This is a genomic window from Hymenobacter nivis, from assembly GCF_003149515.1.
Taxonomy (GTDB): domain Bacteria; phylum Bacteroidota; class Bacteroidia; order Cytophagales; family Hymenobacteraceae; genus Hymenobacter; species Hymenobacter nivis.
Genome location: NZ_CP029145.1, coordinates 139,557 through 153,264, shown reverse-complemented (window position 1 = coordinate 153,264; position 13,708 = coordinate 139,557). Strand labels below are relative to the sequence as shown.

Annotated in this window: 10 protein-coding genes; 4 read left to right on the top strand and 6 right to left on the bottom strand. The window is 64.0% G+C overall.

Going from position 1 to position 13,708, the window contains the following annotated elements; translation table 11 throughout:
* Positions 1-102: 102 nt before the first annotated feature.
* The 6 genes from DDQ68_RS22310 to DDQ68_RS24155 all read right to left on the bottom strand — a co-directional run bounded on the left by DDQ68_RS22310 (position 103) and on the right by DDQ68_RS24155 (position 6,588).
* Complete coding sequence (locus DDQ68_RS22310; RefSeq protein WP_162549680.1) at positions 103-267, bottom strand: hypothetical protein; 165 nt, start codon at positions 265-267, stop codon at positions 103-105.
* 435 nt (positions 268-702) lie between these two features.
* Entirely contained in the window at positions 703-2,772 is a 2,070-nt protein-coding gene (gene tkt / locus DDQ68_RS00675; RefSeq protein ID WP_109651967.1) for a transketolase, read from the bottom strand.
* A 219-nt stretch (positions 2,773-2,991) separates the two neighbouring features.
* Entirely contained in the window at positions 2,992-4,308 is a 1,317-nt protein-coding gene (xylA, locus tag DDQ68_RS00670; RefSeq protein WP_109651964.1) for a xylose isomerase, read from the bottom strand.
* An 89-nt stretch (positions 4,309-4,397) separates the two neighbouring features.
* Positions 4,398-5,906 carry a xylulokinase gene (locus tag DDQ68_RS00665; protein ID WP_109651961.1) on the bottom strand — a complete coding sequence of 503 codons (1,509 nt, stop codon included), beginning with the start codon at positions 5,904-5,906 and terminating at the stop codon, positions 4,398-4,400.
* Positions 5,903-6,208, bottom strand: coding sequence for a fibronectin type III-like domain-contianing protein (locus DDQ68_RS23325; protein ID WP_211320205.1), 306 nt, complete (start codon positions 6,206-6,208; stop codon positions 5,903-5,905). The genes DDQ68_RS00665 and DDQ68_RS23325 overlap by 4 nt, the downstream gene beginning before the upstream one ends.
* A gap of 257 nt (positions 6,209-6,465) precedes the next feature.
* Positions 6,466-6,588, bottom strand: a complete 123-nt coding sequence (locus DDQ68_RS24155) for a hypothetical protein (RefSeq protein WP_281271058.1) — start codon at positions 6,586-6,588, stop codon at positions 6,466-6,468.
* Positions 6,589-6,909: 321 nt separating this feature from the next.
* Between DDQ68_RS24155 and DDQ68_RS00655 the strand changes: the two genes are divergently transcribed.
* The 4 genes from DDQ68_RS00655 to DDQ68_RS00640 all read left to right on the top strand — a co-directional run bounded on the left by DDQ68_RS00655 (position 6,910) and on the right by DDQ68_RS00640 (position 13,699).
* Positions 6,910-9,672 carry a substrate-binding domain-containing protein gene (locus DDQ68_RS00655; protein ID WP_162549678.1) on the top strand — a complete coding sequence of 921 codons (2,763 nt, stop codon included), beginning with the start codon at positions 6,910-6,912 and terminating at the stop codon, positions 9,670-9,672.
* A 201-nt stretch (positions 9,673-9,873) separates the two neighbouring features.
* Positions 9,874-11,187 (top strand): sugar porter family MFS transporter, encoded by a 1,314-nt coding sequence (locus DDQ68_RS00650; RefSeq protein WP_109651951.1) that lies wholly within the window; start codon positions 9,874-9,876, stop codon positions 11,185-11,187.
* 41 nt (positions 11,188-11,228) lie between these two features.
* Positions 11,229-12,113 carry a carbohydrate kinase family protein gene (locus DDQ68_RS00645; RefSeq protein ID WP_245897223.1) on the top strand — a complete coding sequence of 295 codons (885 nt, stop codon included), beginning with the start codon at positions 11,229-11,231 and terminating at the stop codon, positions 12,111-12,113.
* 23 nt (positions 12,114-12,136) lie between these two features.
* The gene (locus DDQ68_RS00640; RefSeq protein WP_109651948.1) at positions 12,137-13,699 is read left to right on the top strand and encodes a glycoside hydrolase family 32 protein; all 1,563 of its coding nucleotides are present in this window, start codon (positions 12,137-12,139) and stop codon (positions 13,697-13,699) included.
* Positions 13,700-13,708 lie beyond the last annotated feature (9 nt).

Sequence of the window (13,708 nt, the reverse complement as noted above, 5' to 3'; positions counted from 1 at the left end):
TGCGGAGGGCCCGCAGCGGCGCTGGGCAGCGGCCAAAGCCGGCCCCGCCAGCAGCACCCCGGCTGCTGGTAAAGTACAGGGTTTCGTAGCGTTGCGGGGGCCCTACTCCAATTCGAGTCCCACTACTAACTTAGCCGGCGAAGCAACGGCGAGCATATTACCGCACTTTCCGGCCCCCGTGAAGGCCGCCAGTCTGCTGGGCTTGCCAAACGTATTGTAGTCGCTCACGCTGGCCAAGGCGTTCAGGAGCGGGGGGAGTTCCGCCAAACGTGTACTCGGGACGGGTGAATTACGGGGGCAGGCACTCGGCATCCTGGGGCGCCCGGTAAAAATTGAGCACGTGGTAGGTGGGCGTGAGCAGCTTACTTTTAGGCCCTACGCAAAAGCTGCGATGCACAGCCCCTGCGGGGCAGCCCATCGACAGGAAACAGCCTTGAATAAACGATAAATCCCCAGCGGGGCGACCCTGGCATTTGGATCGCCCCACTGGGGATTTAATTCTAATAATCAATTACTTACTACCAACGGGCCGCCCCGCTGGGGCCACCCGATGCCTTGGTGCGTAAGTCCTGGCTTTTGGGCCCCGGGCAGCGAAATAGAAAGTTGAAAATCATGGGTGGGAGGTAAGCCGTTTTCGGGTGGTGAGTTCACAGAGCCGCCCTTCGCGCCTACCGCACCCCCGGCCCAGGCAGCGAAGCGCGTTTAGTCGCCCTTAGCTACTACTTGCTTTTTCTCCATTTCCGGGTCTTCGGGGTGGCCGGCGAGCACGCCCTGGGCGCGCTTCACGACGTTCTCCACCGTGAAGCCAAACTTTTCGAACAGCTCCTCGGCCGGGGCCGACTCGCCAAAACGGTTCATGGCGATGATGCCGCCCTCGTCGGTGGTGTATTTGTGCCAGCCGATAGGCGAGCCGGCCTCAATGGCCAGGCGCTTGCGCACGGTGGGCGGGAACACCTTTTCGCGGTAAGCTTTATCCTGGTGCTCAAATAGTTCCCAGCTCGGGAAACTCACCACGCGGGTGGGCGTGCCGGCCTTTTGCAGCTCTATTTGCGCGCCCATCGCCAGCTTCACTTCCGAGCCGGTGGCAATAAGGATAAGCTTTGGTTCGCCGCCTTCCGCTTCGCTGAGGATGTAGGCGCCCTTGGCCACGCCTTCGCGGGCCGAGCCGAACTTGGTCTGGTCGAGAATCGGCAGTTTCTGGCGCGAGAAAACAAGTACCACCGGCGACTTGGGCGTGGTCATGGCGATGCGCCAGGCCTCGGTGCTTTCGTTGGCATCGGCGGGGCGCAGCACCACAATGTTGGGAATGCTGCGCAGGGCCAGTACCTGCTCCACCGGCTGGTGGGTGGGGCCATCTTCGCCCAGGCCAATGCTATCGTGGGTGAACACGAACGTGGCCGTGCTCTCGGCCAGGGCCGTGAGGCGAATGGCCGCGCGCATGTAGTCGCTGAACGTGAGGAAGGTACCGCCGTAGGTGCGCAGGCCGCCGTGGTGGGCAATGCCGTTCATGGCCGCGCCCATGGCGTGCTCGCGCACGCCCCACCATACGTTGCGGTTGGCGGGGTGCGCGGGCTGGAAGCTGTCGCTGCCCGACTTGTCCATCTCGTTCGACGAAGCCAAATCGGCCGAGCCACCGAACATAAACGGCACCGTTTTCTTGATGGCGTCCAGGGCTTTGCCCGAAGCCTGGCGGGTGGCCAGCTCGCCATCGGCGGGCGTGTACACGGGCAGGTCCTTGTCCCAGCCGTCGGGCAGCTTGCCTGCGAAGGAGAGCTTGAACATATCGGCCTCGGCCTTAAAGGATTCGGCGTATTTAGCAAAGTCCGCGTCCCATTGCTTTTGCAGCTCAGCGCCCTTCTGGCCGGGCTGCTTGAGGTGCGCGTACACTTCGGCCGGCACCTGGAACGACTGCTCGGGGTCGAAACCGTAGAACTTCTTGGTAGCCTTCACGTTGTCGGGGCCCAGCGGCGAGCCATGCGCTTTGCTGGTGCCGGCCAGCGGCGAGCCGAAGCCGATGATGGTGCGCACCGCGATAATCGAGGGCCGGTCCGTCACCGTCTGCGCCACCCGAATGGCGTTCTCAATGGCATCGAGGTCGTTGCCATCGGGCACGTGCTGCGTATGCCAGTAGTAGGCATCGAAGCGCTTCATCGGATTCTCGGTGTACGTGAGGCTGGTGGGGCCGTCGAGCGAGATGTTGTTATCATCGTATAGATAAATCATCTTGTTCAGCTGCAAGTGGCCGGCCAGCGAGGCGGCCTCTGCGGAGATGCCCTCCATCAGGTCGCCGTCGCTTACCAGTACGTAGGTGTAGTGGTCCTGCACCGGCGCGTGGCCCTCTTTGTTGTAAAGCGCGGCGAGGTGTACCTCGCTCATGGCCATGCCCAGGCCGTTGGCAAAGCCCTGGCCCAGGGGCCCCGTGGTCACTTCCACGCCGGGCGTGATGTGCGACTCGGGGTGGCCCGGCGTCTTGGAATCCATCTGCCGAAACTGCTTGAGGTCGTCGATGGTCAAGTCGTAGCCGTAGAGGTGCAACAGGCTGTATAACAGCGCCGAGCCGTGGCCCGCCGATAGCACAAACCGGTCGCGGTTGGGCCACTTGGGGTCCTGGGGGTTGAAGCGCAGGAAGCGCGACCACAGCACGTAGGCCATCGGGGCGGCGCCGAGGGGTAGGCCGGGGTGGCCCGAGTTGGCCTTCTGCACCATATCCACCGACAGCAGGCGGATGGTGTTGACGCTCAGCTCGTCAATCGAAATTTGGGAGTTACTCATATTTTTTCAGGCAAAAGAATGACGCCGTAAAGGAACGCAACGCGGAACAACCGCACCGCTTATCCCCACGGATTTTTTGGGCAGGCGCATGCTTAGCTGCGGGGAGGCATCCTGGCGCCTTGCAACTGAACGGCCGGCTTGCGCACCTGCACTATCGTTCACGCCGGCCGTTCAGTTCCGAGGCACCAGAATACCTCCCTACCCCGTAGCGGCAGGCCGTTAAATGTACTGATTAATAATGCTTTCCAACCACTCCTGCTTGCCGCTGCGGAGGGTGGGCTCGCCCGATTCGTGCGCGATTTTGCGCAGGTCTTCCAGCGTGAGGCTGCCCTTGGCAAACTCGGCGCCGGGGCCCTGGTCGAACGAGGCGTAGCGCTCGGTGCGGAACTTCTTGTAAGCCGACTTCTCCAGAATGGCGTCGGCTGTGACGAGGGCGCGGGCAAACGTGTCCATGCCCGCAATGTGGGCCACAAAAATATCCTCCAGGTCGGTGGAGTTGCGGCGCGTTTTGGCGTCGAAGTTAATGCCGCCTGGCTTGATGCCGCCGTGCTCCAGAATAATGAGCATGCTCTCCGTCAGCTCGTTGATGTTGTTAGGAAACTGGTCGGTGTCCCAGCCGTTCTGGTAGTCGCCGCGGTTGGCGTCGATGCTGCCGAGCAGGTTGGCGTCGGCGGCCACTTGCAGCTCGTGCTGGAAGGTGTGGCCGGCCAGCGTGGCGTGGTTCACCTCCAGGTTCAGCATAAAGTCGTGCTCCAAGCCGTGCGCCCGGAGGAAGCCGATGACGGTGGCCGCGTCGAAGTCGTACTGGTGCTTGGTGGGCTCGGCCGGCTTGGGCTCGATGAAGAACTTACCCGTGAAGCCCTGCTGGCGGGCATAGTCGCGGGCCATGCCCAGGAACCGGCCCAGGTGCGCCTGCTCGCGCTTCATGTTGGTGTTGAGCAGGGTCATGTAGCCTTCGCGACCACCCCAGAACGTGTAGCCCTCGCCGCCCAGCGCAATGGTGGCATCGATGGAGTTTTTCACCTGCGTGGCGGCGTAGGCCACCACCTGGAAATCGGGGTTGGTGCTGGCGCCGTTCATGTAGCGCGGGTTCGAAAACACGTTGGCCGTGCCCCACAGCAGCTTCACGCCGCTCTCGGCCTGGTGCTGCTTGAGGTAGTCTACCACGGTGGCCAGGTTGCTTTCGTACGCGCTCAGCGAACCGCCTTCGTCTACGAGGTCGATGTCGTGGAAGCAGTAGTAGGGCGTGCCAAGCTTGGTGAAGAACTCAAACGCGGCATCGGCCTTGTCTTTGGCGCGGCCCACGATGTCACTCTTGGCGTCCCAGCCAAACTTCTTGGTGCCGGGGCCGAAGGGGTCGCCGCCGGTGCCCACAAACGTGTGCCAGTAGGCCGTAGCGAAGCGCAGGTGCTCCTTCATGGTCTTACCGGCCACCACGCGGCTTTCGTCGTACCATCTGAAAGCCAGATGATTATCGGAGTCGCGGCCTTCGAAATTAATTTTGTCGATGCCTTTGAAAAATTCCTGGTTAGCCATGAGCTGGGGAAATAGATAATGGGGGTAAAGGGAATGAGTAAGGGGTGCGGTGGGGCCCCTGGGTGGGGCCCCTGGGCGGGGCCCCGAGGTTACGCCGGCTGCAATGCCGCGGCCTTGGCTTGCTCGCGGGCCAGCAGGGCCTGCCAGCCGGCGTAGGCCTCCTGGTACTGCGCCTGCAAAGCGGGCGTGGGTTCTACGGTGCTGATGCGCGCCAGGCCATTAAACGCCTCCTTCGGGCTGGCATAAATGCCGGCGCCGATGCCCGCGCCACGCGCCGCGCCCTGGGCCGCGTCGGTGTCGTAGAGCTCCAGCGTCACGTTGCCGCAGTTCACAAAGGCTTCGCGGAAAACGGGGCTCAGGAACATATTGGCGTGGCCGGCGCGCACGGTTTGCACCTGCACGCCCGAGGCCCGCATAATGTCCATGCCGTAATTCAGGGCGTACACGATGCCCTCCTGGGCGGCGCGGATGAGGTGGGCCTGGCCGTGCACGTTGAACTGCACGCCGTGCAGCACGGCGGCGGCGGGCCGGTTTTCGAGGATGCGCTCGGCGCCGTTGCCGAAGGGCAAAAACAGCAGGCCCTGGGCCCCCACGGGGGCTCGGGCGGCCAGCGCGTTCATCTGGTCGTAGGGCAGGCTGCCCACCATTTTGCGCAGCCAGCTATTCAGGATGCCAGTACCGTTGAGGCACATGAGCACGCCGTTTTTGGGCCGTTCGGGCGTGCTGTTGACGTGCACGAATGAGTTGACCCGCGAGCGCGGGTCGGCGGTAGTGGTTTCGTTGATGCCGTATACTACGCCGCTCGTGCCGCCCGTGGCCGCTACTTCGCCCGCATTCAACACGTTCAGCGAGAAGGCGTTGTTGGGCTGGTCGCCGGCGCGGTAGGCAATGGGCGTGCCGGCCGCCAGGCCCAGCGTTTGGGCCGCTTCGGCGGTGAGGTGGCCTTGCACCGAAAAGGTATCGACTACTTCGGGCAGCAGGTCGGCGCTGATGCCGTAGTAGTCGAGCAGCTCCTGGGCAATGGCCTGGGTTTTGAAATTCCAGAATACGCCCTCCGACAGGCCCGAAACCGTGGTCTGCATCTGGCCTGTGAGCTGGTAGGCGAGGTAGTCGCCGGGCAGCTGAATCTTGTAGATTTGGGCGTAAATCTCGGGCTCGTTCTCCTGCACCCACTTTAGCTTGGAGGCGGTAAAGTTGCCGGGCGAGTTCAGGAAGTTTTGCAGGCAAAACTCCTCCCCTAGCTCCGCAAATGCCTGGTTTCCAATTTCCACGGCGCGGCTGTCGCACCAGATGATGGCGGGGCGCAGCACGTGGCCGGCTTTACCAAGCAGCACCAGCCCGTGCATCTGGTAGGTGATGCCGATGCCGGCCAGCAGCGCGGCGTCGAAGCCGTACTGGGCCCGGAGCTGCTGGGTGGCGTTGATGACTTCCTGCCACCAGCGCTCGGGGCGCTGCTCGGCCCAGCCGGGCCGGGCCACGTCAATTTCCATCTCGGTGGTGGGCGAGGTGGCCGCGGCCACGCAGCGCCCGGTGGCAATGTCGAGCAGCGAAGCTTTGATGGAAGAGCTGCCGATGTCGTAGCCGAGGAGGTATTTCATGCGAGAAAATTACTTGATGGTGAGCACTGCCGACGCAGGCCTGGGGGCCCCCAGCGGCGGGCGCTGGGCGCTAGGCGCTGGGCCCCGCCCACCCAAACCATGACGGGGCCGCCGGGTACGAATGCGTGACCGCCCTTGTCAATTAGCACCAGTTGGGTGGGTACCAGCGCAAACTTAACCTGCACACCTCCCCCCGGCTGACGGGTTGCGCACCGGAAGCCTTTGAGGGCGCACAGCGGCGTTTGGGCCCCAGCCTTGGGCGGGTGCGTGGGGTAGAGCGGCACCGCTTCGTCGGCGGCCACGGGGCCCGTATTGGTAACGGTAGCCTTGGCTGCGGCCGCGGCGGTTTTACTGATTTTGGCCTTGGCCAGTTTCAGGTTGGTGCAGGCTCGTCGCGAAGTGATTTGCGAAAAAGAGGCAGGGTGCGGGGCTTGCCCCCGCCGGTCGTTACTCGATTGGCGCGCGATTCGTGCGGCGACGGGCGCGGGCAAGCTCCGCACCCTACTTCACGACGAGCATAGGGTTGTTCCTGAATAAAAAATTGCATAAAAAAAGAACGTCATGCAGCGCCCAGCGAAGCATCTTTTCGGCGCTGGTAATCATAAGTAGTTACGCGGGAAAAATGCTTCGCTGCGCGCTGCATGACGTTCTGCGATTTTTCTGGTTCAGAAACAAGTCTCATAAGTAGTTCGGTAGAATTAATTTAACTTTTTAGCACGTCATATTGAGCTTGCCGAAGCACCTATACCACTCACTAAATCAATCGTTTGACGAAGTGATAGAGATGCTTCGACAAGCTCAGCATGATCGCCTTTTTGCATAATCAGTTCCAACAAACTACTTAGCTAAAAGCCCCCGACGGGCCGCCCGCTGGGGCCCCTGAAAAGCATTATTGCGTGAAAGGCCGACATATCTCTGCTGCTCACGCCCGGCCCGGGGCCCTAAAAAAGCTGCCTTACCTTGCGCCCTACAAGTCTAACCCTTGCGCGCGCCCCTTTTTCCTTTGAGTAGCCTGCATTCGTTGCGGCGTTGGTTTTCGCTGGGGCTGCCGCTGCTGGCGCTGGCCGGCTGCGCCCCGCGCGCGCCGGAGCCCGTCTACCGCATCGGGTTTTCGCAATGCACGGCCGGCGACGCTTGGCGCCAGGCCATGCGGGCGGGCATGGAAAAAGAGCTGAGCTTCCACCCCAACGTGCAATTTGAGGCGCTGGACGCACACAACAGCACCGCCTTGCAGCGGCGACAGGTGCAGGCCCTGATCCGGCAGCGGGTGGACTTGCTCATCATCTCCCCCAACCAGTCGGGGCCCCTGACGGAGCTGACCGAAGCCGCTTACAACCAGGGGATTCCGGTGGTGCTGCTGGATCGGCGCACCACTTCGCGCCTCTACACAGCCTACGTGGGCGGCAACAACCTGGAGGTGGGCCGCACGGCGGGCCACTACGCCGCGCAGTTGCTGCACAGGCGCGGCCGCGTGGTGGAGGTGCTGGGGGCCCCCGGCTCGTCGCCGGCTACCGACCGCGAGCAGGGCTTCCGGCAGGCGCTGGCGGCGTACCCGGGGCTGCACCTGGTGGCGCAGGTGCAGGGCGACTGGCTGCCCAGCTCGGTGCGCCAGCGGCTGCCGGCCGTGCTGCGTGCCCACCCCGACGTAGACCTGATTTTTGCCCACAACGACCCGATGGGCCGCGCTGCCCGCCAGGTGGTGCAGGCGCTGGGCCTGGGGCCCCGCGTCCGCATCATCGGCGTGGATGGGCTGCCGGGGCCCGGCAACGGCTTGCAATTGGTGGAGGATGGGGCCCTGAACGCCACGCTGCTCTACCCCACGGGCGGCGAAGAGGCCATTCGCACGGCCCTGCGCATTCTGGCCCACGAGCCCTACGAGAAGGAGAACGTGCTGGGAACCATGGTAGTGGACTCGACCAACGTGGGCACCATGCGCACCCAAACCGAGCAGCTGGCCGTGCAGCGCCACGACTTGGGCCAGCAGCAGCGGCGCCTGCAAGCCCAGCAGCGCCGCTACGCCAGCCAGGAAACGACGGTGTACCTGCTGGGCGCCAGCCTGCTGGGCGCCGTGCTGCTGGGGGCCCTGGCCTGGCGCTCGTCGCGCATCAACCGCCGCATCCGGCGCACGCTGGAGGGGCAGAACGCGGAAATCAGCGCCCAGCGAAACCAAATAGCGGCGCTGGCCGAAGATGCCCGCCGCGCCACCGAAGCCAAGCTGCGCTTCTTCACCAACTTCTCGCACGAGCTGCGCACCCCGCTCACCCTCATCCAGGGCCCCGTGGAGGACTTGCTCACCGGCCCCGCCGACCTTACCCCCGCCCAGCGCCACGACCTGCAGCTGGTGCGCCGCAACACCCAGCGGCTGATGCAGCTGGTGAACCAGCTGCTGGATTTCCGCAAGATTGATGTGGGCAAAATGGCCGTGCGCGCCACCGAAGGCAACCTCGTAGCCTTCGTGCGCGACCTGGTGGATGGGTTCGAGAAAACGGCCCGCCGGCGCGGCATCACGCTCCGTTTTTTACCCGCCGAGCCGGTCGTCACGCTCTGGTTCGACGGTGACATCCTGGACAAGGTGTTCCTCAACCTCTTGTCCAACGCCTTCAAATTCACGCCCGACGGCGGCCAGGTTACCGTCAGCCTCCAGCCCGTGGCGGCCGATAACACCGTGCGCACTAGCGTGGAAGACAACGGCCGCGGCATTGCCGAAGCCGACCAGCCGCACGTACTGGAGTGGTTTTACCAGGGCCGCCAGCCTTCGGCCAACGGCTCGGGCCTGGGCCTGGCCCTGGCCGAGGGCCTCACCCGGCTGCACGAGGGCACGCTTTCGTTCCGGAGCCAATCGGGCGTGGGCAGCACCTTCACTGTGGCGCTGCCGCTGGCCCGGCCGGCCACGTTCCGCGACGCCGCGCCGGGCTTGGCCGCCGGGGCCCCGGCAGCCCGGCGGCTCGACGACAACGACTCTCCCGAGCTGCTGGCCGATGCCGCCGTGGCCCGCACCGACACCACGGCCCTCGTCATCGAAGACCACGAGGAGATGCGCAACTTCTTAGTGCAGAAGCTCCAGCCACACTTCCAGGTGCGCACGGCGGCCGACGGGGCCACCGGCCTGCGCCTGGCCACCGAAACCATTCCCGACGTGATTGTGTGCGACGTGACGCTGCCCGGACTGGGGGGCCTGGAGGTGGCCGCGGCCCTCAAGGGCGACTGGCGCACGTCGCACATTCCGCTGGTACTACTTACGGCCCGCGATGCGCCCGAGCAGCAGGTAGCCGGCGTGCAGGCCGGCGCCGACCTCTACCTCACCAAGCCGTTCAACCCCACTTTCCTGCTCGAAAGCCTGCGTACGCTGCTGCGCAACCGCGACCAGCAGCGCGAGCACTTCCGGCGCGAGTTGAGCGTGACCGCCGCCACGGTGGCCCCGCAGCGGGTGGACCAGAAGTTCCTGGCCGACCTCACCGCCGTCATCGAGGCCCGCCTCGACCAGCCCGCTCTGAGCGTGGACGACATCGCCCGCCACTTGGGCGTGTCGCAAATGCAGCTCTACCGCAAGGTAAAGGCCGTGCTGGGTACCGGCGTCAGCGACTACATCCAGAATATCCGCCTCACCAAGGCCCGGCAGTTACTGCTTACAGAAGGTAACACCATCGCTGAGGTAGCGTACCAGACGGGTTTCTCTTCGCCCTCCTACTTCTCCACGGCCTTCAAAGGCAAGTACCAAGTGTCGCCTTCCGAGTACAAGGCTCTGCACGCCCCCACCCGGCCCTAACGGAATTTTGCAAGTCGCGTCGGATTACTGAAGATTGCGGGTTTAAAAATATTGCAAATTTGTTAGTAACATACTTATTATGAGTAGTTAAAGTCATCAATAAGACGTTGTAATAATCTTACAATCATTTGAAGGAAAGCAGCAAGCTGGTAGTTGAAAAATTAGCGGATATTTGAGCAATCGTTCCCACCCCGCTCTTTTATGCAACGTAAAGTTCTGTTCTGGTCCTTGGTCACGGCGCTCGGCGGTTTCCTGTTCGGCTTCGACACGGCTGTGATTTCGGGGGCCGAAAAAGCCATCCAGCAGCTCTGGCACCTGAGCGCCTTCGAGCACGGGTTCACGATTTCCATCGCCCTCATCGGCACGGTCATCGGGGCCATCTTCGGCGGTATCCCGTCCGACCGGCTGGGCCGGCGCCAGACGCTGCGCTGGATTGCGGTGCTCTATCTGGTGTCGGCGGTGGGTGCGGCGCTGGCCCCGGCCTGGGTGCCGTTCCTGGTGTTCCGCTTCCTGGGCGGGCTGGGCGTGGGGGCCTCGTCGGTAACGGCGCCGCTCTACATTTCTGAGATTTCGCCGGCCCGCTCGCGGGGCCGGCTCGTGGGCCTGTTCCAGTTCAACATTGTGTTCGGCATCCTGGTGGCGTACTTGTCCAACTACTTGCTAGCCAATGTGGGCGACCACTCGTGGCGCCTGATGCTGGGCGTGCAGGCCGTACCGGCCATTGCCTTCCTGCTGTTCCTGTTCCGGGTGCCCGAAAGCCCGCGCTGGCTGCTGCTGCACGGGCGCATCGAGGAAGGCCGCGACGTGCTGCGCCTCATCGAGCCCGAAACAGTGGACGCCGATGTGGCCGCCATCCTCACCGCGCAGGCGCACTCGGCCCAGCAGAGCGGCTCGCTCTTCGACCCGCAGTACCGCACGCCGGTGCTACTGGCCGTGGCCTTCGCGTTTTTCAACCAGGTTTCGGGCATCAACGCCATCATCTACTACGCCCCACGCATTTTCGAAATGACGGGCCTGGGCCAGGGCGCGGCGCTGCTTTCGTCGGCCGGCATTGGGCTTACTAACTTCATATTCACGCTGTTGGGCGTTAACTTGATTGACCGGTTTGGGCGGCGCACGCTCATGCTGGTAGGCTCGGTGGGCCTCATTGCCACGCTGGGGCTGGTGGCGCGGGCCTTTTATACCCAGCAGTTTGGCGGGGTGCCGGTGCTGCTGTTCACGTACATCGCCTTTTTCGCGTTTTCGCAGGGGGCCGTCATCTGGGTGTTCATCTCCGAAATTTTTCCGAACGCCGTGCGGGCCCGGGGCCAGGCACTGGGCTCCAGCACGCACTGGGTGATGGCCACGGCCATCGCCTTCACCTTTCCCTACTTTGCCGAGCGGCTGGGCGGGGGCCCCACATTCGCATTTTTCTGCGCCATGATGGTGCTGCAACTGGTATTTGTGCTGCGCTTCATGCCCGAAACCAAGGGCACCAGCCTGGAGCAGGCCGACCGCACGCTGGTGATTCACTAGCCCGCCCGGGGCCCTATTCTCTACCTCAACGCTTTGCTTTTATGGCCATTGCCTGCTTCGGCGAAATGCTTTGGGATGTGCTCCCCACCGGCAAGCAGCCCGGCGGGGCCCCGCTCAACGTGGCGGTGCACCTGCACAATTTTGGCGCGGACGCGCAAATTATCAGCCGCGTGGGGCGCGACGACCTGGGGGCCAAGCTGCTGGAATTTCTGATAGCCAAGGGCATCAGCACCGCGTACGTGCAGCGCGGCGAAACCCACCTCACCGGTGTGGTGAAGGCCAACGTGAGCGATACCAATGAAGTGACCTACAAGATTGTACAGCCCGTGGCCTGGGACTACATTCAGTACGATGACGCGCTGGGCCAGCTCGTAGCGGAAGCCGACGCATTCGTATTTGGCAGCCTGGTGGCCCGCAGCCCGGCTTCGCGCGCGACGCTTTACCAGTTGCTGGAGCACGCCCGGCTCAAAGTGTTCGACGTGAATTTTAGGGCCCCGCACTATTCGCGCGAGGTGGTGACTTATCTGCTCCAGCAGGCCGACGTGGTGAAGCTCAACCACCACGAGCTGACCGAAATCATGGACTGGTTTGGGGCCCCGGCGGCCGAGGCAACGGCCCTGCCCTGGCTGGCCGAGCGCTTCGGCCTGCAAGCCGTGTGCGTAACCAAGGGCGCCGACGGCGCTGCGCTCTGGACCGACGGCCAGCTTTACCAAAGCCCCGGCGTGCCCGTCACGGTGCAAGACACTATTGGCAGCGGCGATGCGTTCCTGGCGGCCCTGCTCACGGGCCGGCTCGCCGGGCAGTCGCCCGCTGATTACCTGGCCTTTGCCTGCGCCGCCGGGGCCCTGGTGGCCACTTACCAGGGCGCGACGCCGGCCATTTCGGCGGCGCAGGTGCGGGCCCTGGCCGCCGCGCCCGCTGCTTAAATTTTCGCCTGCTTTTTCCCCGCATGAAATCACTTCTTCCCTGCGCATTGGTTTTGTTGGGCGCGTGCAGCAGCCCGGCACCGCCGGCCGCCACCGCCCCGGCGGGGGCCCCCACCGACCCGTACCGGCCGGTGTACCACTACTCGGCGCCCAAAAACTGGATCAACGACGCCAATGGGCTGGTGTATACCAACGGCCAGTACCAGCTCTTTTACCAGTACAACCCGCAGGGCCCCACGCCGGGCCACCTGGCCTGGGGCCACGCCACCAGCCCCGACCTGGTGCACTGGGCCCCCCAGCCCGTGGCCCTGACCGAGTACAAGAACCCGGACGGCAGCAACACGATGATCTTTTCGGGGAGCGCCGTGGTGGATTCGGCCAACACCTCGGGCCTGTTTCCGGCCGGTACCACCGACGGGCTGGTAGCCTTTTATACCGGCCACGTGGAGCGCCCGGGCCTGGTGCTGCGCCAGCGGCAGGAGCTAGCCACCAGCCGCGACCACGGCCTGACCTGGCAGCGCTACGCCAAGAACCCGGTGCTCGACATCGGCAGCAAGGAATTCCGAGACCCCAAGGTATTTTGGTACGCCCCCCAGCAGAAGTGGGTGATGGCCACCGTGAAAGCTGACCGCCAGCAGGTGTACCTGTACGAATCGAAGAACCTCACCCAGTGGACGTTCCTGAGCCGCTGGGGCCGCGCCGGCAACACCGTGAAGGAGTGGGAATGCCCCGACCTGTTTGAGCTGCCCGTGCCGGGCGGCGGTACTAAGTGGGTGCTGCTGATTTCGTCTGGGGGCCCCATCGAGCAGTTCCGGGGGCAGCAGTACTTCCTGGGCCAGTTCGATGGCAAAACTTTCGTACCCGACCAGCCTTACGACGAGCCCACCTACCTCGATTTTGGCAAGGATTTCTTCGCCGGCGTCACCTTCGGCAACGCCCCCAAGGGCCGCCGCATCTTGGTGGGCTGGGCCAACAACTGGGCCTACGCCCCCACCGTACCCACCGGCGACCAGTGGCGCGGCTGCTTCGCCGTGCCCCGCGAGCTGAGCCTGCGCCGCACGGCCCAGGGCCTGGCGCTGGTGCAACAGCCCGTGGCCGAGCTGCGCGCGCTGGGCAAAGAAGTGCTGAACGTGCCAAACCAAGCCATCCCCGCCGGCGCGGCGGGCTACGAAGTGCCCTTTAAAGGCGAATCCTACGACCTGAGTCTGACGCTAACGCCCGGCACCGCCAAAACGCTCGCCCTGAACGTGCTGCAGAGCACCGCCGAGCGCACCACCCTGCGCTACGACGTGGCCCGGCAGACCCTGACGCTCGACCGCACCCAGTCGGGCAACGTGGACTTCCACCCCATGTTTGCCAGCAGCCTCGAAACGGCCCGCGTGCCCCTGCGCAACGGCAAGCTGCAACTCCGGCTGCTGGTCGATAAATCGGTGGTGGAAGTGTTTGCCCAAGACGGCGAAACGACGCTTACCGACCTGGTTTTCCCGCGGCAACACACAGGCCGCATCACCCTCACGGCCGAGGGCGGCACTGCCCAAATGACCGCTTTGCGCTTGGCCGACCTCAGCGGGGCCCCGGCGAGCTAGGGTTCAGCT